This is a genomic window from Embleya sp. NPDC020886 (assembly GCF_044333915.1).
GTDB lineage: Bacteria > Actinomycetota > Actinomycetes > Streptomycetales > Streptomycetaceae > Embleya.
This window is the reverse complement of the sequence record NZ_JBIRRX010000002.1, coordinates 851,688-873,375: the sequence shown is the minus strand read 5'-3', so window position 1 is coordinate 873,375 and position 21,688 is coordinate 851,688. Positions and strand designations below refer to the sequence as shown.

Genomic DNA, 21,688 nt, shown 5'->3' with positions numbered 1-21,688 from the left:
TGATACGGGGGCGTACCGGCGGGGACTACCGGGGAGGCATGCGCAGCGCACCGTCCAGCCGGATCGTCTCGCCGTTGAGGTAGTCGTGCTCGATGATCATCCGTACGAGTTGGGCGTGCTCGCCGGGCGCGCACAGTCGTTTCGGGAAGGGAACGCTCTCCGCCAGGCCCGCGCGGTACTCGTCACTGACGGCCGCCAGCATCGGGGTGTCGACGATGCCCGGCGCGATGGTGCACACCCGGATGCCGTACTGCGCGAGATCCCGAGCCGCCGGGAGTGTGAGTCCCACGATGCCGCCCTTGCTCGAGGCGTACGCGGCCTGGCCGATCTGGCCGTCGAAGGCGGCGACCGAGGCGGTGTTGATGATGACGCCGCGCTGTCCGTCGCCGAGCGACTCCGTCCTGGCCATGCTTTCGGCGGCGAGCGCCAGGACCACGAACGAGCCAATGAGATTGATCCGGATGACCTTCGTGTAGAGACCCAGGTCGTGGGTTCCGCGCCGACCGAGGATGCGCGCCGAGGGCCCGATCCCCGCACAGTTGACGACGACCCGCAACGGCTCCCTCTCGCCGGCTTTGCCGATCGCGGTGCGAACCTGCTCCTCGTCGGTCACGTCGGCTTCCAGATAGACCACGCCCTCGATCTTCGGTGCCGCCGCGATGGAGGGAGCCAGGTCCAGGACGTGGACGGCCGCGCCGTGCTCGGCGAGCAACGCGGCAGTGGCTGCTCCCAGTCCCGAGGCACCGCCGGTGACGACGGCCGCTGTTCCCGCCAGTTTCATCCGTGTCTCCTTGCATTCCGCATTTCGGTCGGCCGGTTCGGGCGATGAGACGACGCGGCAGAGAAGGCGCCGACCGCGGCGTTGAACTCGACACCGTTCTCGAATCTCGGACAGTGCTGCCGGACGCCGTTCTCGCCGATCGCGATGACGGCGGTGGCGTCGGCCATGGCAACCTCCTCCACCGGCCGCAACACCCGACTCGCGCCGGCCGTGACCTGCCTGGCACTGGAACCGCTCGGATGCCACGATAGTGTTATCCGAATGCGAATTCAAGTTCAAGTTCGATGCAATGGGCTCGACGTTGCCCGCATACACCGACGCCCCGAAGGCCCCGGAGGCACCGCTGCCGCCCGGCCCGAGGCATCTCCGATCCGCGTTCGTAGTCGAGTTCGTTCCTGATGCGCTGTCCGACCGGCGACCAACCCCGCGCCGGCGGGAACGCGCGTGGGATCACCGGGCCGAGTTCGTCGGCGCACACGACCGTGACACCTTCGGGCGGGTTGGTGTGGAGCTCGACGATCCGCGTCCTTCTCCCGCGAAGTCCGGGTCCCGCGACCGAACCCACGACCGCGTGCGACGCCACCGCGCCCCCTCGGCGAGCAGGATCCTGCGGACCTGGGAACGGCTCACGCGGATGCCCAGCCGTCCGGCCCCGGCGGCCAGGGCGTGCAACGTCCACTCGGGCGGCCCGGCCTCGTCCGCCGCCCACGGGTCACCACACGGCTGCGTTTCCAAGCGTCCGGGTGGGGCCGTCCTCACCAGAGCCACGATCCGGGATCGGTAAGAAACGGCCTAGCCACCGGCGTCGGCCAACAACGCCCGACTGAGCCGGATGTCCGCGAGATCCTCGACCGTGCGAAACACGTCCGCGTAGGATTCCGGCCCGGGGTACGGGGCATCCTCCTCACCTTCCTGACGGACGACCCCGCCCAATCCGGCGGACTCGACGTAGGCGACCATCCCGTCGCACTCGTCGGTGAACGTCAACAACTCGTAGGCATCCCGAGGGCGTGGGTACAGTCCGGCCGTGAAGGGGAGGACCCGCACCGTGATGTTCGGCCACTCGGCCAGTTCTCGCAGGCGGGCGACCTGCCGCCGCATGACGGCCGGCCCGCCCACCATCCGGCGCACCACACTTTCGTCGAGGACGAAGTGCATCCGGGGCCCGTCCGGGCGCACCAATCGCTCTTGGCGCTGCATCCGCAGCTCGACCATCCCCGCCGAAGCGGCCACGCCTTCGAACCGATAGACCTCGTGGGTGTACTCCTCCGTCGCCAACAGGGCGGGAACCAGGTGTGGTTCGAAGGTGCGGATGAGTGTCGCGGACCCCTCGTAGCCGAGCAATATTTTGAACTCGGGTGAAATGAGATCGCGGTACGGGTACCACCAGGAGCGCTGCTTGGCCCGGCGGGCCAACTCCACCCACTCCGTGACCTGCTCCTCGTCCTCGATTTGGTACGCCTCGAGCAACGCCCGCAGGTCGGTGGTACTGATGTTCACCTGTCCGGTTTCGATGCGGATCAGCTTGGAGAGCGACCAGTCCATCTCCAGTGCGACATCGCGCTGGGTGAGCGCGTGGGACTCGCGCAATCTGCGCAAGGTCCTGGTCAGGGTCCGCGCGTACGTCGCGGGCGCGCGCTTTTGCGGGGTGATCCGTTCGACGTGGATCGGCTCCTCCGGACTCTCGACGTGCGGAGGTTGCGGTGGCGGGTCGCCCACCAACCGCCGAGACAGGGGCAGATCGGCCACCGCGAAGGGCCGGGCATCGGGCCCGAGCACGTGGAGGTTTCCGTGGCCTGCCCGCAACGCGGACGCACGTGCTCCACCCATGCCGTGTCGTCGCACGTAGCGCGTGACGGCCTCGACGGTTCGCTGCCCATCGGCCAGCGAAAGGGTGTCCAGCAGGCGCTCCCCCACGCCCGAGTCGAACGCGTACTCGGTGTGTTCGGGCCCGTGCGGGCTCGAACGGTGGACGACCAACAGGCCGCTCGCGAAGACCTCGGCCAGGTGCGCGGGGGTGGTGTCGGCGCCGGTGGCGTGCTGGACCAGGCGCATCAAGGGCAGGGTCAACGGTGCCACGGCGGCGAAGTGCCCGGCGAGGCGAAACGCCTCGTACGACGCGTGCCCGTGGAACTCACGAATCCTTTCCTCGGGCGAGGCCGGCGGGCGAAGCGGCGCCTGCGCACCGCCCCCGTCGCCGAGCCTCGTTCCGACCTCCGTCCCGAACATCGTGACGGGCACGGATCGCGCGTCCACGCCGTACGCGACCAGTTCCGCCCAAGCGCGCGGCGACACCGCCGGGAACTCCAGGACGGGAACCGCGATGTCGCCCTTGCCGCCGGCAAGCCCCGACCCGGCCGGCAGCAGCGGATGGTGCACGCTCAGCAGGCTGTTCGCGACCGCCGCTCCCGGCGCGCGCACGTCCAGCCGTGTACAGCGGATGCCGGTGGCGTCCCACAGTCGTGCGGGCATCGTGTGCAGGATGGCCAGGGGGCCCGTCAGGGCCCGAGGCGCCATCAGGCGCTGTGCGGCCCCCGAATGCCAGGCCGGGCCCACCCCGTCGGTCAGTATCAGGGTCAACCCGTCTCCCTCGACGGCGGGCGCCGCTCCCGAGCCGGCCGCGAAAGGCCGCGTCCGCAGCACCGGCCGTGTCTCGTCCGTGTCCAGGCCCGTCACCTTGATGCGCCGGAACGCACCGAGCCGGTGCAGTAGTCGGCGCAACTCGACGGTGAGCCGATTCCAAATCACCATGGAGGACCCCGTGTCGACCACGAGCGTCAGGTCCAGCCACGGTTCGGCCGCGGGGCGCAGGATCGCCGTGATCATTGCGGTCTCCGCGGCGGCATCCACGGTCGCGGTCTCGTCCAGTACATACGTGTGCGCCGACGGTCGGGTGCGCCGCAACGGGCGGAGCGCACGCGCCAGTTCGTTCGCGTGTGGAATCGCTCGCGGCACCGGCACGTCCGCCGGTTCGGCCGGCACGCCGTCGGTGCCGCCGGGATCCACCGAGGGGTAGAGGCCGCCGGCCGCCGAGGGTGGATCCGGTCGGGCGTCGAGGGGTGCGAACTCGGCGTCGTCCGCCGTCGGGGTCGAGTCCGCCGGTTGGGGGATCCGATCGTCCTCGGTCGGCGCGGAGACGGGCGTGCGCGGATCCGCGCGGCTCGGATCCCCTGCCGCCGGCCGAGGCAGGATGCGCGCCAGCCACAGTGCGTCCAGGCACTGGTCGATATCAGCCCCGGCATCGCGCAGTACCGCCCACAACGAGTCCTCACTCATGGCCGGGTCGGATCCAGCGATCGGAACAACGAGGCCAGGCGCTCCTCGTCGAGCACTACGCCCGCCATGCGCAGGTGCACGGCGTTCAGGAGTTGGTCGGTGGCCAGTTCCCCCGCGTGGCGCAGTTCCACGAAGCGCTCGATCAGGTCCTCCGCCGCGGCGTCGGGACCCAGTCGCGCCGCGACGATCTCGGCGAGCCGGTCGGGTCCGGGAGTGGGCAGGTCCAGGCGCACACACCGGCGCAGGAACGCCGGCGGAAAGTCGCGTTCCCCGTTGCTGGTCACCACGATCACCGGGAACTGCGTGCAGCGCACCCGGCCGGCGCGCACCGGGATGCGCTCCTCGGATCCCGACACCCCGATCGATACCGGGTCGGGGTCCGACATCCGCGCCAGTTCCGGGATTTCGAAGTTCCCCTCCTCGAACACGGTGAGGAGATCGTTGGGCAGGTCCAGGTCGCTCTTGTCGAGTTCGTCGATCAACAACACACGCGGTCGCTCGCTCGGTGCGAGGGCGGTGCCCAGTGGGCCCAGCCGTACGTAGCGGCCCACGTCGGGCGCGACGCGGTGTTCCTTGTCGGCGATCGCGCTGTCGTGCAGGCGGGCCACCGGGTCGTAGCGGTACAGCGCGCCGTCCAACGTACTGCGGCTGTTGACCGACCAGCGCAGGATCGGGCCCAGTTCCAGTTCGTGGGCGATCGCGTGGGCGAGGGTGGTCTTGCCGCTGCCGGGCCGCCCGGTCACCAACAGCGGGCGGCGCAGGTGTAGGGCGGTGTTGACGATGTCCACCTCCCGCGCACCGATGACATAGCGCTGCGGCGTCGTGTGGTCGGGGCCGAACCGTCGCCAGGGCGGACCATCGGGCAGTTCGGCTCGGCGCGGGGTGCCGTCACCGCGAAAGATCGTCCATGCGTCATGTGCGGCCGGGCTCATGTTCCTCCTTCGACAGGGCCGCGCAGCACCCGGAGCGGGGCCGCGCTCGTGGGGTCGTCCCACAGCAGCACGATCGCCGGCGCGTCCCCGCAGGCACGTCGACGTCGAATCGCCTCGGGCAGATCGCGCGGGCGGATCCGCTCCCGCGCGTGGGCGAGATCGACCTCGACACCGTCCCGATGCCACGTCGCCACCGGTACGCCCGCCATGAGGCACAGGGCAACGTGGTTGCGCACCTGCGCGGGGTCGCCCGCCAGATGTACGCAGCCGACGGCGGGGGTCCGGGTGAGCGCAAAACGCAGGGCGGGCTCGGTGTCGGCGCGCGCTTCGTGGAGCAGCCACAGGTGGTCGCCCGCGTCGTCTCGCGCGCACTCGCTCCAGCGCGAGAGCCAACTCTCGGCGGCGTGTTGGCGCAGTTCGCGACAGCGGACCACGACCGGCATCGTGGTGCCCACGGCGACCTGCTCGCAATCGTGGTGGTCCACGGCGATGCGTTCGACCTGAAGGTCGAGTTGACCGAGCTCGAGAAAGCACTCCAGGGCCGCCCGCATGCCCGGCCGGTCCACCACGGTCTGGAGGAACTCGGCAACGCGCGAACGCACGCAGGCCCACGGCCGATACACGTCGTCGGCCACGGACACGGTGGTGACGTCACCGCCTTCGCACACGCGGGCCGAGTAGCGGTATCGGGTGTCGACGGGTCGAGTCGCCGTCGCGTCCAGGGCCGCGATCTCCAGTCGAATCCAGACGTGTTCGCCTCCCGCCCACCAGGCCATCCGCTTCAACTCGACGCGCCGGGCCCGCAACAGGTCGCCGCGCGTTCCCTGACGCGCGGCCACGGCGGCGTTCCATGCGTGCAGTCGGGTCCGCGTCCGAGCATTCGGCGTGTGGCGCGCCACCGCTTCGACGAAGGCGAGCAGATGCGGCAGGCGGTCCCGCTCCGGAGGCGTACGTCCCTCCAGGATCGCTACCAGATCGATCGTGTCGAACGCGCCCGGCGGAAAGCCGGGTCCGCACACGGGGTCGCCCCGCAGGACCCCCTCCAGGTCGGCGACCTCGCACGCGTCCAACGCCGTGATCAGCGCGCGGTGCTCGGCGCGGGAGAGGAACTCGCCGGGTCGGACCACCCGGCACAGATATCGCAGGGAGTGCGCGGTCGCCGCAGGCATGTCCGGGGGCAGCAGGGACAGCAGTGTGGTCAGGCCGTGCCCGGCCTGCGCCGCGGTGGTGACGACGGTGTCCACGTCGGATCCGGGCACGTAGGTGTCCAGGTCCGCCCCCAGGGCGGTGGCCAGGCTCTCGCGCGCCCGCGTGTCGGGCAGGACCGACGCGAGCGTGCGGCCGATGTCGTGCAGGGCGCGCCGAATCTCCCGATCGCGGGGCAGGGCTGCCGCGTTGTCGTCCCAGTTCGTCCGTCCGTCCCAGTTGTGCTCGCTGCGGCCGGGGCGCTGACCGTAGCGAAATGTGCGGGTCTGCTCGTCGGCGATGAACAAGCGGGTCAGGTTGTCGTATACGCGGTTCAGGTCCGGCAGTATTCGGGCGTCGTCCTCGCCTTCGAGGGCGTCGAGAAAGCGGTGCGAGAAGAGTCCGGACCGCTCCGGATTGTGCGCGGCCTGCCCGGGCGCACACGCCTGGAGCAGGAACAGGCCGCGTTCGGGGTCGAGTTCGACCGAGCCGGCGATCGGGCGCGGTACGAGGTTGCCCTGCCCCGGGCGCAGTTGTGTCTGGCATGCGTCGAGCACGACAACCACTCGCGCGGTGCGTGCCACCCGGTCGGACGTACCCAGGAGAGTGCGCACGAGATTGCCCACGGGAATACCGCGCAGTCGACGCGGGTCGGAGTCGGCCGACAACAGCACCGCCGCGCCTTGGCTGTCGGTCACCCCGTGCCCGCCCCAGAACACCCAGAGCAGATCCGCGTCACGTTTCGCGACGGTGTCCAGGAACAGGTCGGCCAGTTCCTCGCCCGGGTATTCCCGGCACGGGACCGGTGGTTCGCGAGCGTCCCGCTCGGCCGGCGAAGCCACGAACGTGACGTTCTCGGCGGGTACTCCGCGCCCGAGCAGCCACTCGACGAAGCGGCAGCCGTCCGCATAGGGGCCGAGCAGGTCCAGATCGGGGTGGCGGTAGCGCTCCAGGGCGACGACGATCGCGTACGTACGCGCGGGATCCACGTCTTGTGCTCTCATCCGGGGATCTCCTGGGCCAGCCAGTCGTACAGCGGCGCGTGTGCCCAGTAGGCGCTGTGCGCGCGCAGCAGCGGTTGGCGAGTGTCGAACGCGTGGTCGATCACGCGCGGCCCGAAGACGGGGCCACCGACATAGGCGAGCGGGTCGCGCACGTCGTAGGCGTTGAGCCAGCGGGGGAAGTGGTCCGGCAGCGGCTCGTGCGCCCGCAGCGCTCGCAGCGCGTCCAGCTCGTACAGGAACGGCGCCTGGGAACCGGCTGTGACCAGCAGTTCCACCCCGTGTTGTGGACTGTCCGACGCCGCGAGCCAATCCACGCACGCGATACCGCCGAGGCTGTGCGCGAGCAGGGTGACGGGTCCGTTGTCGACGGCCGCCGCGACCGCCCGCGCGACACACTCGCGCACCGCGCTCCCGTCCACCTGATAGCGCAGAATGTCGCCCAGCGGCGGCACCGCGCCGTCGGTGAGCCGATCCCGTCCGTGCCGCACCCGCCACGACGCGAACCACAGGGCCGGGATCGCCAGGGGGCGGCCGACCGTCGCCCCGATGCCACGCGGGTCGCCCGAACCTCCGAGCGCACCGCGGATCGCGAGCACCAACGCGTCGCGCTCGGTCCCGTCCACGCAGCCGTCGCCCACGGCTCGCGTCGCGGCCCGGCGTTGGGTGGCGGCAACGATCGCGCGAGCGACGGCGGCGGGACCGGTGACGGCGTCCGCGTGATCGATCGCCAGCGCGGGCAGGGCCTCGGCGACCGTGTTCGCGCCCTCGGGAAGATCGGCCGCGAGTTCGGCGCGCCGCGCGGCCTCGACCACGTCGGGCCGGTCCGCCAACAGCCTCACCTCGTCGGCGAGTCGCTCACCGGGCGGCCTGCGTCCGGGCCGGTACGCGCGCGGCACGTGGTCGCCCAGGTCCGCCAAGGCCCGCAGTTCGGCCAGCGGGTCGACGTCCAGCACCGCCCAGATCTCGTCACCGGCCGCGCCCACCGGCCCGAGTTCGCCCGCCCGGAGCGCCCGCTCGGGCACCGACCCTCCGCCGTGGTGCAGGCGCGCGCCGTGCTCCTGACCCCACGAGCACGGCAGTACGTCCAGATCGGGTCGCAGCCGCGTCAACCGGGTCCGCACGCGATGGAGCAGCCGCTCGTATCCGTCCTGCCGAACTCCCGTGCCATGCACGAACACGACACTCGCCACACGGTCCCCCTCCGCGCTGCACCCGAGCAGCCCACGATATCGGCGGAGCCGAACCGAAGAGATGGATTCACCGGAGTCGCGGGCCGGGAGAGCACCCCCGCCGACCGTCCCCGCCGGGAGTCGCCTGCCGCGGCGGGTGGTGGGAGTGGTGGGAGTGGTGGCGGTCGGGATCGGGAGGGTGAGGGCGGCCGGGGTGTGTGCCCCGGCGGCGAGTGCGGCGCGGCGGTGCATGTCGTCGGCTCCCGGCGCGGCGAGATGGTCAACGGGGTCACCGTCCGACGGCACGGGCATCGCGGTACAGGGCGCGTCCGGCCATCCGGGGCCTCCGGCGGACGGATCGGTCGCGTCGAGCCTGCGCGCGAACGCTTCCACCACGAGCGCCCGTACGCGTTGCGGCGGAACCCTTGCCGGTGAGCCGGCGCGCGCACTTCGGCGGCGCAGGCGGCCCAGGTTCGGCCGGGGCGCGCGAGGGTGTCGGCGAACACGGTGTCGGTGACCGGACGGGTGCGCTGCCTCATCGCGAACTCCCCAGCGGCGAAAAGAAATCGGGCGGGGCCCGCCGGTGCGGGCGGTTCGATACGCGGCGCGCTGGAAGCCGGTGTGCGCGCGGCACACACGGTGGAGCCTGGACGCAAACGCCGACGCCGACGGCGTACCGGAACACCTCGAGGTGCACCGAGTACCGGAAGCATCCCGGCGCAGCGGTGGTGGTGCGGCCGGAATACGACTCGGCGCGGTGGGCGCCGGCTGAGCGGGAACGGGCCAGGTCTCGGGAGTTGACGGTGTGGGGCTTTGGGTGGGTGTCGCCGGCGACGGTGCGGCGCATGCGTGGTCGGGATCGGTGGCAGGCTCTGACGTCGGCTGATCCGCTGCCGGCGTTGAGACACTCGCGTAACTGTCCCGTTTCCGAGGCAAGTTCCATGTCTGCCTGACCCGGCGCGGCGACGCATTGTTCGAACTCGCGGATGCGGTATTGGGCGTGGACGGGCCGGTCAGGACGCTGGTCGGACTCTCCCTTGCATCCGAGTACCGGCGCGGACACGGAGCGTTGTACGACGCCGTGAACCACGGCCGGATCGACGTGGTACGCCTGCGGAAAGCGCTCGCGCGGCTGCCGCTGACCGGGTCGCGGACGGCCGGATCGTCCTCGGTCGACGTCGGCCCGCGGCTGCGCGGCCCAACGAATCGGTGGACACGGACGCCGCGCTCGAGTGGGCCCTGTCCGACGGGCGCCCCGGCTTGGGCGAACGCGCCGCCGCCACCTGCCCCGCCGCCGCGCAGGAGCCGGAGGAGCCGGCCGGGTCCGCCGAGTCGGAGCTGCCGGCGGCGGGCCCTGCGTCGCCTCGCGGGGGTGCGGGGATCCGGGGCCGACGGAACGGTTCGGGTCCTCGTTCCAGTTCTTGGCTCAGGCTCGGATTTCGGCTTCGAGGGCCCTTGGACGTTCCTGTATGCGCGGCGGCGGATCATCTGGTCGGTGCGGCGATTCGATCGTTGTCGACTCAGCCTTCCCACTGGCTGATTCGAAATCAGATGTCGAGGACGATCCGTTTGGTGCAGGCGCGCGAGACGCAGATCATGATGTACTCGCCGCTTTCTTTCTCCTCTTCCGTGAGAACGTGATCGCGGTGATCGGGCTTGCCCTCCACCACGAGCGTCTCGCAAGCCCCGCATATCCCTTCGGAGCAGGAGCTCAGCGTGTTCACGCCGGCGTCGTCGAGTGCCTTGAGGATGCTCCCGTCGGCGGGCACGGTCACCGTGATACCGCTGCGCTTGGCCAGGACCTCGAACGGTACGTCGCCGGCCACGGGCACGGCGGGCGGAGCCGAGAAGCGTTCCAGGTGGAGCGCGCCCTGCGGCCAGGAGGAGGCCCGCTCCTCGACGGCGTCGAGGAGCGAGCCCGGGCCACAGGTGTAGATCGCGGTGTCTTGGCAGGGGTCACCGAGTGCCGTGTCGAGGTCCATCGGCCCGGCCTCGTCGGCGGGATGCACGTGCACCCGCGAGGAGTCGAGCTCGTCGAGGAACGCCATCGAGGCCCGGCTGCGGCCGCCGTAGGTGAGCTTCCAGTCCAGTCCTCGGTACTCCGCGTCCCGAATCATCGGTATCAGCGGGGTGATGCCGATGCCGCCGGCCACGAAGCGGATGCGCGAAGGCGGGTCGAACGGGAAGTGGTTGCGAGGACCCGCCACGTCGATCAGTGCGCCGACGCGCAACCGGTCGTGGATGAACCGGGAACCGCCTCGGCCATCGGCCTCCCGCAGGACGCCGATGCGGTAGGACTTCCGGTCGTCCGGGTCACCGCACAGCGAATACTGCCGGACCGAGCCGTCGCCGACCGTCAGGTCGATATGTGCCCCCGGTTGCCATCCGGGCAGGTCCTGCCCGATCGGATCCACCAGGATGAGGGAGACGACCCCCGCGGCCTCCCATCGGATCTGTCTCACCAACAACTGCATGATTCTTTCCTCCATTTCCCTGCTCAGAAGGTCACACCGATGGGATCGAGCCGCCGTCGACACGCAATGCGGTGCCGGTGATACAGCCCGCGCGCGAACTCGCCGATAAGGCAACCGCCGCGGCGTACTCGGGGGGATCTCCGCAGCGGCCCGGCGGGATGGAGACGATCCTCGCCCGGGCGGCAGCGTCTGCGGAGATGCCCTCACGCTCCGCGCGGGAAGCATCCAGCCGGGGGATACGGGGAGTGTCGGTCCGGCCCGGCAGCACGACGTCGGCGGTGACGCCGTGGGGAGCCGCTTCCCGCGCGCGAGCCTTGTTCCATCCGGTCAGGGTCGACCGGAGCGTGTTCGGGAGCCTGCGGTCGAGGGCCGCTACGCCGCCGGACAGGTCCCGCGGTGTCGCCACAGAGGTGGTCGGATGCGGTGGTTCAGGCGAGGAGGAACTCGGTGACGACCGAGTCGTGTTCCTCGGGCTTCTCCCACTGCGGCCAGTGGCCGGCGTCCGCGATGCAGGCGTACTGCGCGTCGGGGATGAGCGAGGCGAGCTTGCGGCCGAACTCCGGACCGGTGCCGGGGTTGTGGTCGCTCCAGAGCACCAGGGTCGACTGTCGGATCCGGCCGAGCATCTGCGGGGTGATGCGGTGTGGAGAGTCGGACCGGAAGCTGTTCTGCATGACGTTCGTAAGGCCCTCGCGGGTTTCGGGGCGCTGGTAGAAGAACTGCCGCAGCGTGACGAGTTCCTCGGTGACGCGGTCCGGCTCGGCCATCAGCCACTCGAGCCGTTTGCGGACCGTCTCGCGGGTCGGGTCGCCGATCGCGGCGAGCGAGCGCGCCCGAAGGGCGTCGCCGGCCGCGAGCCGCTCCGGCGTGACGCGCCCATCCTCGACCTCGGCGCCGGCGGTCGTGTTGAGGATGATCTTTCCGACGCGGTCGGGGTAGTGCAGTGCCGCCCACATGCTCACCCAGCCACCCAGGGACTCGCCTTCGAGGTGGGCGGTGTCGGCGCCGATCGAGTCCATCAGGTCGATGAGCTGTTCGGCGTAGGTCGGCACCATCTCGGTGGTGAACGGTCGGCCCGAGGAGAAGCCGTGCCACAGCAGGTCGATGGCGATGACGTGGAAATGCTTGCTCAACCGCATGATGTTGCGGCTGTACGCCTCGGCGTGGCCGCCGTTCCCGTGCATGAGGATGAGCGGCTCCCCCTCGCCGGCCTCGATGACACGGGTCTTGAACTCCTTGCCTCGGTACCCGATCGAGGCACCGACCAGGTCGTTCCACATGCTGTTCACGGACATCGGTCCGCCTCTCTTGCTGCGAGAACTCGACGATCGACCCGTCGAGTCGGTCAGTAACGCTGGTGTCCCCACACCTTGTCGCCGGTGTGGTTGGTGGAAATGTGCGTCGCGGGGTCGATCAGCAGACCGCCTGCGCCGTACTCGAGCCTGAAGCCGGACGGCGTCTCGAGGTAGGAAGAGATCATCCGGTCGTTGACGTGCCGACCGAGTCCGACCACCGGCTTGGCACCCGAGGCGTATACGCGATCCAGCGCTCGGCCGACCATGTCGATGTGCGTCGGCTCGAGCATCAGGTGGCTGACCGAGGGCGCCGCAGGGTCACCCTGGATCAGGGCGAGGCTGTGATGGCGCTCGTTGACGTGCAGAAAGTTGATCAGCCGCGGCGGCGCGATCAGGTAGTCACTGAGCCCGAATCCGAGGACGTCGCGGTAGAACTCGTTGCAGGCATCGAACTCGACGGTGCGGAGCACGATGTGGCCCACCCCGAGCGTGCCGGCGACGAACTCCACTCCCGCGGGTGAGTGGAACGGATCCGGATCGGCGCTCGGGCCCCAGTAGAACTCCACCCGGTTGCCGTCCGGATCGTGGCTGCTGTAAAGCTCCGCGACCCCGCGGTGTCGAGCCACCTGCGGCGTCTCCTCGACCACGTCGAAGCCGTGCGTCGTGAGATGGTCGACGAGCGCCGCGAGTGCGTCATGTGACGCGGTCTCCCAGCCGAGGTACGCGAGTCCCTCCTCGGCGCCTGCCGCGACGGCGATCCGCCACGAGCGCTCGTCCATGCGAAGGCGCAGTTCCGTCTCGGCCGCGTCGGCCGTGGATACGTCTTGGAGTCCGAGAATGCCTGTGCCGAATGTTCGCCAGTCCTCGAGTCGGGCGCTGGTGAATCCGACGTAACCGAGCGCGCGAATATATCGGTCCTGTTTCATGACGGGTCCCCTATCCAACGATCAGACGATGTCGGTCATGTCATAGGGCTGCACGTCGGCGTCGAGAACCACCGCGTGGCGGAGGATCTCGAAGCCCTCGCCCTTCCCGGCCAGGAGGTCGTCGTACGTGCCGGCGGCGTGGACCCGGGAGTGTCCGTCGAGGCCGGTGCGAACCAACACCACACTCGCCTTCACGTTGAGAGTGCCGTCGCTCTCGACGAAGACGCGCAGGTTGCCGATCAGATGGACTCGGGGCTTCCGCTGCATGCGCCAGTACCCGGAGAGGTAGGCCGCGCGGACCTGAAGCGCGACGATCCCGCGCTCCTTCGTCAGGTACAGGCCCGTGTCGGTGTTCTCCCGATCCGTCACGGAGTACTCGGCGTTCTTGTGGAAAAGCCCCAGCCAGTCGCGGTAACGGTCCTCGTCCAGGCACGCCGCCCAATCGGCGTAGAAGGCACGCACCCGTTCCAGCAGGGCCGGGTCGTATGTGCGAGTGCCACTGGTCGGCGCCGTCGGCGGCTGCAGCACCTCATGCTCGAATACTTGCTGCTCACTCATGGACGAACCCCTTTTCCAACACGATGGGCTCTTCGTTGATGTAGGAATTCCAGAGCTTGTGGAAGCACCGCAGCGAGTACTCGTCGAACTTGTCGCCGACCTTGCCCGGCTTGAGACCGCGGCCCATGTGGGAGGTCTCGAGGCTGGTGCCCTGCAGTCCGCTCTGAGCGCGTACCGCCGCCTCGAGGTCGTCGGCGGTGATCTTGCCCCAGGAGCCCTGGGAATCGGCGCCGGTCTCCAGGCGGCGCCGGCGCTCCGCCGCCGACTCGCCGACCTTGCCCAGGACGATGAGTTCCACGACCGTGCTGTCCAGGCCGAGGGGAGTCGCAACCTCCAGGAAGATGCTGCTGCCGTCGGCGTCGTACTGCAGGTCGAAGTTCGGGAAGACCGCGAAGATCGTGTTGCCGTGTCGGACGTCCCGCTCCCACGCCGCGAGTCGGGCTTCCTGTTCCTGGGCGGTATGGCCGCGACTGGCGGAGTCCTCGACCGTCAGCGTGAGGTTCTCACCCAGTTCGGCGGACAGGCCGGCGGCGTACTTCTCGATGTTGAAGCCGCCGTACGCCGGGAACGTCAGCATCGAGTGGCCGCTGGCCAGCTCGTAATTCTTGCCGGGTTGCATGCCGCCGCGGCCGTCGGCAATCATGCGGTGCAGGAACTGCGGGTGATAGTTGTCCCGGAAGTTGTCGGTCCACAGCTTCCAATTGCCCGGGTAGTCCCATCGGGCACGACCGATGACCTCGGTGCCGTCCATGAATTCCCGGAGGTACCGCGCCGCCTCGCCCAGATAATCCTCGAAGTTCTCGACGGCCGGGTCGATGGCGGCGAAAACGAGTCCGGCGAACTCCGCGACCTTGACCGGTGTCAAGCCGTACTCGGATTTGTCGAGGCCCTCACCATAGGCCCGCGGGAACGGCACCCCGACGAGGTCGCCTTTGTCGCTGAAAGTCCAGGCGTGATACATGCACTTCACCGAACCCGGGCACGTGCCCTTGGCGCCGAGGAGTACCTCGACGCCGCGGTGGGTGCATGCGTTGTGGAAACCGCGAATGACCCCGTCGGTGCCGCGCCACACCGCAACCGGTTCTCCGGCGATCCTGGCCGTCCGGTAGCTGCCCGCCTCGGGGAGCTCGGAGGTATGGCAAATGAGCTGCCAGGTACGCCGGAAGATCTTGACCCGCTCCTCCTCGTAGAGGCCGGGATCGGTGTAGTTCCTCCGGGGCACGAGCATGGGCGAGGTGCGCGTGTGCTCGTCGACGGGTGGCGTCGGATGTTCTGCCTGCGCGGTCATGGGTTTGTCTCCCTTCGAGACAGTCGCATCGGGCTGTCACACATGTCCGAACCTCGCCGGGGCATCCGCGAGCGACGGTCCGGCCTCGAGCTCGAATGCGAGGTGGTTCGGCCGAGAACGAACTGCGGAGCGTGCGTCGAGCAGTTCGAGATCGTGGTGGGTGTTGCCGTTCGTGTAAGAGAACCCGCGTTCGCCTTGGCGATGGTGCACGCCCACACCCGCGATATCGCGATTGAAAGCGCTGACGTTCACGAGATTCACCCGGAGCAGGTCGACGTGTCCGAGCCGCCGCGCACGAAAATGCGACGAACGGTCCACGCTGTGCCCGAGGGTTTCTGCGATCGATGTCATGTGTGCTCACTTCAAGATCTCGCTCGGCGAAGACGGTGCTGTTTCCTTGCGCCGAGGATCCGGGACGGATTCGATCGTTCTGTGGTCGCGTAGACCGCGGTCGGTGCCCGGATCTCGTGTGCAGACAGATCTCGTCAGTTCAGGCGCCGAGGCGGTTGTGGTGCCGCACCGGAATCACCGGAAACTGGGTGGCTTTAGTGTGGCGGGAATTGCCCGCCGCGTGGCAGAGCCGGTCGTTACGCGGTCCAAGTAACGCGTACTGGCAGTACGTGTTCGGCCATCGCGGGCGTACAGTTTCGGACCATGGCAGCCGAAGACAGTGACCTGGGAGGTTTCCTCCGCTCCCGCCGTGCACGCGTGAACCCGACAAGCTTCAACGGTGCGACCGGCATCGGGCGGCGAGTACCCGGGCTCCGACGGGAAGAGGTGGCCGCGCTCGCCGGCATCAGCGTCGAGTACTACGCCCGCCTGGAACGCGGTCAGAAAGTGCGTGTCTCCGAGGCCGTCCTGGGCGCCATCGCGCGCGCCCTCGGCCTCAACGATCTCGAGGCCACGCACCTCCACGACCTCGCGCACTCCGTGGAGAAGATTCCGACGGCCGCCAGGGCACAGGATCACCACGGCGATGCCGTACGCCCGGCACTACAGGTGATCACCGATGCGCTCGGTCCACTGCCGGCGTGGATCACCAACTACCGCATGGACTTCCTTGCCGGGAACCGCGAAGCCCGCGCGGTCTACGCGCCCCTGTTCGCCAACCCCGAAGACAAGGGCAACCGGGCACGCTTCATCTTCCTCAACCCGGTCAGCCGAGCCTTCGAGTGCCGATGGGAGCGTGTCGCCGACGAAACAGTGGGAGCGCTCCGGTGGTACGCCACACGTCATCCCGACGATCTCGAACTCTCCAAGCTCATCCTCGATCTCAACTTGCGCAGCCCGGAGTTCAGGTCCCGCTGGGACGATCACAACATCGTCCACCATCGCTCGGGAGACGTGCATGTGAACCATCCGGCCATCGGTGACCTCAAGCTCCCCTACGAGCGCCTCGACGTCACACACGACCCGGGCTTGAGCCTGTTCATCCACGTGGTGGAAGCCGGTTCGACCCTCGCGCGAAGGCTCGCCGCCTTGGTTGCCGACGGCTTCCCGGCATCCCCGGGCGGCAGCGTCTGCGCGCCCCGGGGGTTGTGATGGCCGAGCTCCGTCCGCCGTGGGACGCGCCGCGGGTGCGGCTACTCGCCGCGCGTGGCGATGTCGGGGGTCTGGTGCGGATCGGACGGTTGGCGCGGAACTGGCGGCGGCGCGACATGGGTTCGATCGTGGGTTGCTCCGCGTCGAGGGTCTCCCGGTTGGAGTCGGGCGCGCGTTCGGGCGTGGACGTGGCGGTGTTGCGCGGGTCGGCCGGCGCCGTGGACATGCCGGCGGGGTACCGGGTGCGGTACTGGGAGTGAGCGCGCCGATACCGGTTGGGGTGGCCCGGACCGCCGTGCGGCGGGACGAGGAGGGCGATCGGATCCGCCGACGCTGCCCGCCGACCGCTTCGCTCGCGGCCGTCCCCGCGACCGTGCTCGGCGGGGTCGATCAGGCGCTCGCGTCCATCGCCGTCCGCTCCTCCCCACGACCGGGAGCGGATGTTCTCGTCGGGTTGGCGCAGGCTCGCGGGCTGTACGACAGATCACGCCCGACTGGGCGTGGCCCTGCCGGAGTTGGTCGCGGCCGGGCAGGCCCACGCCGACAGCGCGGCCGACCCGGACGCGTTCGCCCGTCCGGCCGCGTGCCACGACCTCACCACCGAGACCCTCTCCAAGATCGGCCGGTACCAGCGGGCGCGGACGGCCGCCGATCGGGCGACCGTGTACGCCCACCACAGCGGATCGCCGCCGGCCGCCTCGTCGGCGCGGATGCTCGGCATCGTGTTGCGTCACCAGGGACGGGAGGCCACGGCGCAACGCGGCACGCCGGACGCGGCACGCCGGACACGGCCACGCGCGGGGGAGACCACCGGGTTGACCACACCGCAACAGGCCGCCGCCTACGCGCAGATGCGATGCACCGCCGCCTATACGTGTGCCGGGGTCGGGGACCGGGCGAACGCGCTGGAGCTGATGGCCGACGCATCCCCACACCCCGGCGCGACGTCGGCCCCGGGCGGGCGCCCTCGCACACGCCGCGGTCCCGTCCCGGCGCGGCCACGCCGTCGCCCGGGCCCGGCGGCCGGGCAGCCCAGCGGGGCACACCGACACACGGCGTCGCATCGGCGGGGACGACAGGCACGGCCGTGGCCCGCCGCCCCCACGAAGCACAAGGAATCCTCGTGATGGAAACCCTGAGTGTCGTACATGCCGGAATGACCACACCGGGCGAGAAGACATCCCTCTCCGCGGCGGACCGACCCGACGATGACCACCCACCGCGCGGACATCGAACGGGACGCGCTGCGGGCGCTGAACACCAACACCGAGCCGTACCTGGCGATCATCACCCACGTCGTCGGCCGATCCATCCCGGTCGGGTGGTGTCGGCGCGCCCGACGCGGCCTCGCCCGCGAACACCGCGTCCAGCCGCTCGCGGTGACGCGGGCGATCCCGCCACGCAGGTTCTTGTAGTCCTGCACGGTGCTCACGGTGTCACCGCGCGATGTCCCGGAAGTCCCCGGTAACGTCCGTCCGTCGGCGCGTGTACCTTGCGAACACCGTTGCGCACCTTCGGTTTCGCGCTCCGGGGCCGTGCGGGCCGTCAGGCGGACAGGGTCAGGGCGATGTCGACGATCATGTCCTCCTGGCCGCCCACCAAGCCTCGCCGGCCGCACTCCATGAGGAGGTCGCGCACGTCCACGCCGTAGCGCGCGGAAGCGGCTTCGGCATGGCGCAGGAAGGACGAGTAGACGCCCGCGTAGCCCAGGGTGAGGGTTTCGCGATCGACCCGGACCGGGCGGTCCTGGAGCGGACGGACCAGGTCGTCGGCCGCGTCCTGGAGGGCGAACAGGTCACAGCCGTGGGCGAAGCCGGACAGGTCGGCGACCGCGATGAACGCCTCCAGCGGGCAGTTCCCGGCGCCCGCACCGTGCCCGGCCAACGAGGCGTCCACGCGGAAGCAGCCGTTCTCCACCGCGACCACCGAATTTGCCACCGAGAGCGAGAGGTTCTCGTGGGCGTGGATCCCGATCTCGGTCTCCGGCCGCAGCACGTCCCGATACGCCCGCACCCGGGCGGCGACGTCGTTCATGGTGAGCCGGCCGCCGGAGTCGGTGACGTAGACGCAGTGCGCGCCGTACGACTCCATCAGCCGGGCCTGTTCGGCAAGTGCCTCCGGCGGGGCCATGTGCGAGAGCATCAGGAATCCGGAGACGTCCATGCCGAGTTCGCGCGCCGCGGCGATGTGCTGCGCGGAGATGTCGGCCTCGGTGCAGTGCGTGGCGACGCGGACCGAGCGGACCCCCAGGTCGTAGGCGCGCCGCAGGTCGTGGATGGTGCCGACGCCGGGCAGCAGCAGGGTGGTCAGTCGGGCGCGCTCCAGGACGGAGGCGGCGGCTTCGATCCAGGCCCAGTCGCTGTGTGAGCCGGGGCCGTAGTTGAGCGAGCCGCCGGCGAGGCCGTCGCCGTGCGCCACTTCGATGGCGTCCACACCGGCCCGGTCGAGGGCGGCGACGATTCGCGCGACGTCCGCAGGGGTGATCCGGTGCCGGACGGCGTGCATGCCGTCCCGCAGGGTGACGTCCTGGACGAGGATCGGGGTGCTCACGAGGCGGCCTCCACGTGCCGGCGGGTGGTGCCGCGGCCGTTGTCGGCGTCCGGGCCGCGGGCCGCGTCGCGGGCCGCCATCCGTTCGCCGACGCGGAGCGCGGCCGAGGTCATGATGTCGAGGTTTCCGGCGTAGGCGGGCAGGTAGTGGGCGGCGCCCTCGACCTCCAGGAATACCGAGACCTGGTGGGTGGGGCGGTCCGTGCCGGAAGCCAGCAGGGTCTCCACCGGTAGGTCGGCGGGGACGGGGGTCACCTGGACCTCCTGCTTGAGCCGGTAGCCGGGCACGTACTCGGCGACGGCGGCGACCATCGTGGCCACCGACTCCCGGATCTCCTCCACCGTGTCGGGGCCGGGCGCGTGGACCAGCGCCAGAACGGTGTCGCGCATGATCAGCGGGGGCTCGGCGGGGTTGAGGACGATGATCGCCTTGCCGCGCCGGGCGCCGCCGACCTCGACGATCGCGGCCGAGGTGGTCTCGGTGAACTCGTCGATGTTGGCGCGCGTGCCCGGTCCGGCGGACTTCGAGGCGATGGAGGCCACGATCTCGGCGTAGGCGACCGGGGCCACTGCGCCGATCGCCGCGACCACCGGAATGGTGGCCTGGCCGCCGCAGGTGACCATGTTGACGTTGTCGGCGTCGAGATGCTGTTCGAGGTTGACCGCAGGGACGACGTACGGTCCCAGCGCCGCGGGCGTGAGGTCGATCAGCCGCTTGCCGTACGGCCGCAGCCGGGCCGCGTTGTGGACGTGCGCCTTGGCCGAGGTGGCGTCGAAGACGATCCCGATCTCGTCGAATCCGGGCATCGCGATCAGCCCCTCGACCCCGTCGTGGGTGGTCGGGACGCCGAGCCGGCGGGCGCGGGCCAGGCCGTCGGAGTCGGCGTCGATGCCGACCATCGCACCCATCTCCAGGTGTTCGGCGGTGCGCAGCACCTTGATCATCAAATCGGTGCCGATGTTGCCCGATCCGATGACGGCGACCTTGGTCCTGGTCATGAACCCTCCTCGTCGAAGTCCGGGCCGAAGTCGATCGCGACCGCGCCGAGCCCGGTGATGTCGGCGCGGACGTTGTCCCCGGGCGCCACGGGGTGCATCGGCCCCAGCGCTCCGGAGAGCACGAGCTGCCCGGCGCGCAGCGGATCGCCGAGGTCTCGGGCCTGCCGGGCCAGCCAGGCCACCGCCTCGATCGGGTCGCCCAGGCAGGCGGCGCCGGTGCCGGCGGAGACCACCTCTCCCCCGGCCGTCATGGTCATCCGCACCTCGCGCGGCACAAGTTCGTCGAGGCTCTTGCGGACCGTGCCCAGGACGTACGCGCCCGACGAGGCGTTGTCGGCCACGGTGTCGGCGAAGCGGATGTCCCAGTCGCGCACCCGGCTGCCGCAGATCTCCAGGGCCGCGACCGCGTAGTCGATGGCATCACGCACCTGGTCGAGGCCGAGCGGCCCGTCGGCGAGATCGGCGCCCAGTACGAACGCCACCTCCGCCTCGACCCGGGGTTGCAGCACCGTGCGGTACGGGATCACCTGGCCGTCGGCGTGGCCCATGTCGTCGAAGAGCACTCCGAAGTCGGGTCGGTCGACGCCCAGTTGCCGCTGGACGGCGGTGGAGGTGAGGCCGATCTTGCGGCCGACGACCCGGGCGCCGCGGGCCAGCCGGTCGGCGACGACGCGACGCTGGACGCCGTACGCCGCGGCCAGGTCGCCCGGACCGATCAGGTCGCGGACCGGGGCGCAGGGAATGCCGGTCTCGGCGGCCTCGAGCAGCCGTTCGGCGGCGGCTCGCACCGCGTCTTCGTCGTAGGGGGAAGTACTGGTCATGCCGGCATCGTCGCGGCCGCCGAGAGGCCACCACAATCGAAGCGTCTCGCTCAGCGATACACTGGGCGGATGCCCGCCGCCCCCGACCGCAACAGCGTCCTGAGCAAGGCGACCGCCATCCTGGAGGCGTTCACCGTCCACGACCGCGCCGTCCCGCTCGCGGAGTTGGTGCGCCGTACGGGCCTGCACAAGGCCACCGTGCACCGGCTCACCGGGGAGTTGGTGGCGCTGCGACTGCTGGACCGGCTGCCGGGGGGCTATCGGCTCAGCGGCGCCTTGTTCGAGCTCGGCATGCGGGCATCGGTCGAACGCGGATTGCTCGAATTGGCCATGCCGTTCCTCCAGGACCTGTACGAACGCACCCACGAGATCGTCCACCTCGGCGTGCGCGAGGGCACCGACGTCGTGTACATCGCCAAGATCGGCGGACATCGCCAGGCGCGCAGCCCCTCCCGGGTCGGCGGCCGGATGCCGATGCACTGCACCGCGATCGGCAAGGCGCTGCTCGCGTACGGCGACGACGACCTGCGGCGCACCGTGCTCGCCGGGCCGCCGGAGCGGCGCACCCCGCACACCGTGGTCGCGCCGGGGCTGCTGCGCCGGCAGTTGCACGCCGTGCTGGAAAACGGCGTCGCGTTCGAGTACGAGGAGTCCGCAGTCGGCCTGGTGTGCGTGGCCGCGCCCGTCCTGGGCCCGGACGACGAACCCATCGCGGCGATCAGCGTGGCCGGGCCCAGCCCCCGCTTCCGCCCCGAGACCCACATTGCCGCGCTGCGCGCTGCGGCAACCGCCTTGGGCGGCGTCCTCGCGCGCCGGGGCGCGCTGTCCTGACCCGTACCTGCCCGCAATCCGCCCGGGACGGCGGACCATACGGAATTCGGACGGTCCG

The 21,688-nt window shown here is 70.3% G+C and carries 21 protein-coding genes and 1 pseudogene; 6 read left to right on the top strand and 16 right to left on the bottom strand.

Annotation, left to right across the window (positions count from 1 at the left end):
- Positions 1 to 25: 25 nt before the first annotated feature.
- From ACH4U8_RS10545 to ACH4U8_RS10520, 6 genes are all read right to left on the bottom strand, one after another.
- Positions 26 to 781 carry an SDR family NAD(P)-dependent oxidoreductase gene (locus tag ACH4U8_RS10545; protein WP_395776833.1) on the bottom strand — a complete coding sequence of 252 codons (756 nt, stop codon included), beginning with the start codon at positions 779 to 781 and terminating at the stop codon, positions 26 to 28.
- Complete coding sequence (locus ACH4U8_RS10540) at positions 778 to 948, bottom strand: hypothetical protein (protein WP_395776831.1); 171 nt, start codon at positions 946 to 948, stop codon at positions 778 to 780. The genes ACH4U8_RS10545 and ACH4U8_RS10540 overlap by 4 nt, the downstream gene beginning before the upstream one ends.
- A gap of 625 nt (positions 949 to 1,573) precedes the next feature.
- Positions 1,574 to 4,057, bottom strand: a complete 2,484-nt coding sequence (locus ACH4U8_RS10535; protein WP_395776829.1) for a Scr1 family TA system antitoxin-like transcriptional regulator — start codon at positions 4,055 to 4,057, stop codon at positions 1,574 to 1,576.
- Complete coding sequence (locus tag ACH4U8_RS10530; RefSeq protein WP_395776827.1) at positions 4,054 to 4,989, bottom strand: AAA family ATPase; 936 nt, start codon at positions 4,987 to 4,989, stop codon at positions 4,054 to 4,056. Before ACH4U8_RS10530 ends, ACH4U8_RS10535 begins: the two co-directional genes overlap by 4 nt.
- Positions 4,986 to 7,178 carry a hypothetical protein gene (locus ACH4U8_RS10525; protein WP_395776825.1) on the bottom strand — a complete coding sequence of 731 codons (2,193 nt, stop codon included), beginning with the start codon at positions 7,176 to 7,178 and terminating at the stop codon, positions 4,986 to 4,988. Before ACH4U8_RS10525 ends, ACH4U8_RS10530 begins: the two co-directional genes overlap by 4 nt.
- Positions 7,175 to 8,368 carry a hypothetical protein gene (locus ACH4U8_RS10520; protein ID WP_395776823.1) on the bottom strand — a complete coding sequence of 398 codons (1,194 nt, stop codon included), beginning with the start codon at positions 8,366 to 8,368 and terminating at the stop codon, positions 7,175 to 7,177. The genes ACH4U8_RS10525 and ACH4U8_RS10520 overlap by 4 nt, the downstream gene beginning before the upstream one ends.
- A gap of 895 nt (positions 8,369 to 9,263) precedes the next feature.
- On the opposite strand from ACH4U8_RS10520, the pseudogene ACH4U8_RS10515 reads away from it, so the two are divergent.
- Positions 9,264 to 9,550, top strand: a pseudogene (locus ACH4U8_RS10515) (transposase); the annotation flags it as partial.
- 344 nt (positions 9,551 to 9,894) lie between these two features.
- Here ACH4U8_RS10515 and ACH4U8_RS10510 read toward each other — a convergent pair.
- The 7 genes from ACH4U8_RS10510 to ACH4U8_RS10480 are packed head-to-tail and all read right to left on the bottom strand — an operon-like array spanning position 9,895 to position 15,239.
- Positions 9,895 to 10,821: a PDR/VanB family oxidoreductase gene (locus tag ACH4U8_RS10510; RefSeq protein WP_360313474.1), complete on the bottom strand. Its 927-nt coding sequence runs from the start codon at positions 10,819 to 10,821 to the stop codon at positions 9,895 to 9,897.
- Positions 10,822 to 10,852: 31 nt separating this feature from the next.
- A complete protein-coding gene (locus tag ACH4U8_RS10505; RefSeq protein WP_395776821.1) occupies positions 10,853 to 11,227 on the bottom strand; it encodes an SDR family oxidoreductase in 375 nt (124 codons plus the stop codon).
- A gap of 22 nt (positions 11,228 to 11,249) precedes the next feature.
- On the bottom strand, positions 11,250 to 12,116 hold the full coding sequence (locus ACH4U8_RS10500; protein ID WP_379989041.1) for an alpha/beta fold hydrolase: 867 nt from the start codon (positions 12,114 to 12,116) through the stop codon (positions 11,250 to 11,252).
- 50 nt (positions 12,117 to 12,166) lie between these two features.
- Complete coding sequence (locus tag ACH4U8_RS10495) at positions 12,167 to 13,042, bottom strand: VOC family protein (RefSeq protein WP_360313470.1); 876 nt, start codon at positions 13,040 to 13,042, stop codon at positions 12,167 to 12,169.
- Between the two features lie 21 nt (positions 13,043 to 13,063).
- Entirely contained in the window at positions 13,064 to 13,600 is a 537-nt protein-coding gene (locus ACH4U8_RS10490; RefSeq protein WP_395776819.1) for an aromatic-ring-hydroxylating dioxygenase subunit beta, read from the bottom strand.
- Positions 13,593 to 14,888 (bottom strand): Rieske 2Fe-2S domain-containing protein, encoded by a 1,296-nt coding sequence (locus tag ACH4U8_RS10485; RefSeq protein WP_360313466.1) that lies wholly within the window; start codon positions 14,886 to 14,888, stop codon positions 13,593 to 13,595. The genes ACH4U8_RS10490 and ACH4U8_RS10485 overlap by 8 nt, the downstream gene beginning before the upstream one ends.
- Positions 14,889 to 14,924: 36 nt before the next feature.
- On the bottom strand, positions 14,925 to 15,239 hold the full coding sequence (locus tag ACH4U8_RS10480; RefSeq protein ID WP_395776817.1) for a hypothetical protein: 315 nt from the start codon (positions 15,237 to 15,239) through the stop codon (positions 14,925 to 14,927).
- Positions 15,240 to 15,542: 303 nt separating this feature from the next.
- Between ACH4U8_RS10480 and ACH4U8_RS10475 the strand changes: the two genes are divergently transcribed.
- The 4 genes from ACH4U8_RS10475 to ACH4U8_RS10460 all read left to right on the top strand — a co-directional run bounded on the left by ACH4U8_RS10475 (position 15,543) and on the right by ACH4U8_RS10460 (position 17,845).
- On the top strand, positions 15,543 to 16,430 hold the full coding sequence (locus ACH4U8_RS10475; protein WP_395776815.1) for a helix-turn-helix transcriptional regulator: 888 nt from the start codon (positions 15,543 to 15,545) through the stop codon (positions 16,428 to 16,430).
- Positions 16,430 to 16,690 (top strand): helix-turn-helix domain-containing protein, encoded by a 261-nt coding sequence (locus ACH4U8_RS10470; protein WP_395776813.1) that lies wholly within the window; start codon positions 16,430 to 16,432, stop codon positions 16,688 to 16,690. Before ACH4U8_RS10475 ends, ACH4U8_RS10470 begins: the two co-directional genes overlap by 1 nt.
- Before the next feature lie 180 nt (positions 16,691 to 16,870).
- Positions 16,871 to 17,557 carry a hypothetical protein gene (locus tag ACH4U8_RS10465; protein WP_395776811.1) on the top strand — a complete coding sequence of 229 codons (687 nt, stop codon included), beginning with the start codon at positions 16,871 to 16,873 and terminating at the stop codon, positions 17,555 to 17,557.
- An 81-nt stretch (positions 17,558 to 17,638) separates the two neighbouring features.
- Positions 17,639 to 17,845 (top strand): hypothetical protein, encoded by a 207-nt coding sequence (locus ACH4U8_RS10460; protein ID WP_395776809.1) that lies wholly within the window; start codon positions 17,639 to 17,641, stop codon positions 17,843 to 17,845.
- A gap of 130 nt (positions 17,846 to 17,975) precedes the next feature.
- On the opposite strand, the gene dmpG is transcribed toward ACH4U8_RS10460, so the two are convergent.
- Genes dmpG through ACH4U8_RS10445 form a run of 3 tightly spaced genes read right to left on the bottom strand, consistent with a single transcriptional unit; the run spans position 17,976 to position 20,799 of the window.
- On the bottom strand, positions 17,976 to 18,980 hold the full coding sequence (dmpG, locus tag ACH4U8_RS10455) for a 4-hydroxy-2-oxovalerate aldolase (RefSeq protein ID WP_360313459.1): 1,005 nt from the start codon (positions 18,978 to 18,980) through the stop codon (positions 17,976 to 17,978).
- Positions 18,977 to 19,978: an acetaldehyde dehydrogenase (acetylating) gene (locus tag ACH4U8_RS10450; RefSeq protein ID WP_395776807.1), complete on the bottom strand. Its 1,002-nt coding sequence runs from the start codon at positions 19,976 to 19,978 to the stop codon at positions 18,977 to 18,979. The genes dmpG and ACH4U8_RS10450 overlap by 4 nt, the downstream gene beginning before the upstream one ends.
- Positions 19,975 to 20,799, bottom strand: coding sequence for a 2-keto-4-pentenoate hydratase (locus ACH4U8_RS10445; RefSeq protein WP_379989043.1), 825 nt, complete (start codon positions 20,797 to 20,799; stop codon positions 19,975 to 19,977). Before ACH4U8_RS10445 ends, ACH4U8_RS10450 begins: the two co-directional genes overlap by 4 nt.
- 69 nt (positions 20,800 to 20,868) lie before the next feature.
- Here ACH4U8_RS10445 and ACH4U8_RS10440 point away from each other — a divergent pair, with 69 nt between their 5' ends.
- Complete coding sequence (locus ACH4U8_RS10440) at positions 20,869 to 21,630, top strand: IclR family transcriptional regulator (RefSeq protein ID WP_360313453.1); 762 nt, start codon at positions 20,869 to 20,871, stop codon at positions 21,628 to 21,630.
- The last annotated feature ends 58 nt before the right edge of the window (positions 21,631 to 21,688 follow it).

Coding starts and splice junctions, on each gene's coding strand:
- ACH4U8_RS10545 (WP_395776833.1), bottom strand. CDS start 781: ATGAAACTGGCGGGAACAGCGGCCGTCGTCACCGGCGGTGCCTCGGGA.
- ACH4U8_RS10540 (WP_395776831.1), bottom strand. CDS start 948: ATGGCCGACGCCACCGCCGTCATCGCGATCGGCGAGAACGGCGTCCGG.
- ACH4U8_RS10535 (WP_395776829.1), bottom strand. CDS start 4,057: ATGAGTGAGGACTCGTTGTGGGCGGTACTGCGCGATGCCGGGGCTGAT.
- ACH4U8_RS10530 (WP_395776827.1), bottom strand. CDS start 4,989: ATGAGCCCGGCCGCACATGACGCATGGACGATCTTTCGCGGTGACGGC.
- ACH4U8_RS10525 (WP_395776825.1), bottom strand. CDS start 7,178: ATGAGAGCACAAGACGTGGATCCCGCGCGTACGTACGCGATCGTCGTC.
- ACH4U8_RS10510 (WP_360313474.1), bottom strand. CDS start 10,821: ATGCAGTTGTTGGTGAGACAGATCCGATGGGAGGCCGCGGGGGTCGTC.
- ACH4U8_RS10500 (WP_379989041.1), bottom strand. CDS start 12,116: ATGTCCGTGAACAGCATGTGGAACGACCTGGTCGGTGCCTCGATCGGG.
- ACH4U8_RS10495 (WP_360313470.1), bottom strand. CDS start 13,042: ATGAAACAGGACCGATATATTCGCGCGCTCGGTTACGTCGGATTCACC.
- ACH4U8_RS10490 (WP_395776819.1), bottom strand. CDS start 13,600: ATGAGTGAGCAGCAAGTATTCGAGCATGAGGTGCTGCAGCCGCCGACG.
- ACH4U8_RS10485 (WP_360313466.1), bottom strand. CDS start 14,888: ATGACCGCGCAGGCAGAACATCCGACGCCACCCGTCGACGAGCACACG.
- ACH4U8_RS10480 (WP_395776817.1), bottom strand. CDS start 15,239: ATGACATCGATCGCAGAAACCCTCGGGCACAGCGTGGACCGTTCGTCG.
- ACH4U8_RS10475 (WP_395776815.1), top strand. CDS start 15,543: ATGGCAGCCGAAGACAGTGACCTGGGAGGTTTCCTCCGCTCCCGCCGT.
- ACH4U8_RS10470 (WP_395776813.1), top strand. CDS start 16,430: ATGGCCGAGCTCCGTCCGCCGTGGGACGCGCCGCGGGTGCGGCTACTC.
- ACH4U8_RS10465 (WP_395776811.1), top strand. CDS start 16,871: ATGTTCTCGTCGGGTTGGCGCAGGCTCGCGGGCTGTACGACAGATCAC.
- ACH4U8_RS10460 (WP_395776809.1), top strand. CDS start 17,639: ATGACCACCCACCGCGCGGACATCGAACGGGACGCGCTGCGGGCGCTG.
- ACH4U8_RS10450 (WP_395776807.1), bottom strand. CDS start 19,978: ATGACCAGGACCAAGGTCGCCGTCATCGGATCGGGCAACATCGGCACC.
- ACH4U8_RS10445 (WP_379989043.1), bottom strand. CDS start 20,799: ATGACCAGTACTTCCCCCTACGACGAAGACGCGGTGCGAGCCGCCGCC.
- ACH4U8_RS10440 (WP_360313453.1), top strand. CDS start 20,869: ATGCCCGCCGCCCCCGACCGCAACAGCGTCCTGAGCAAGGCGACCGCC.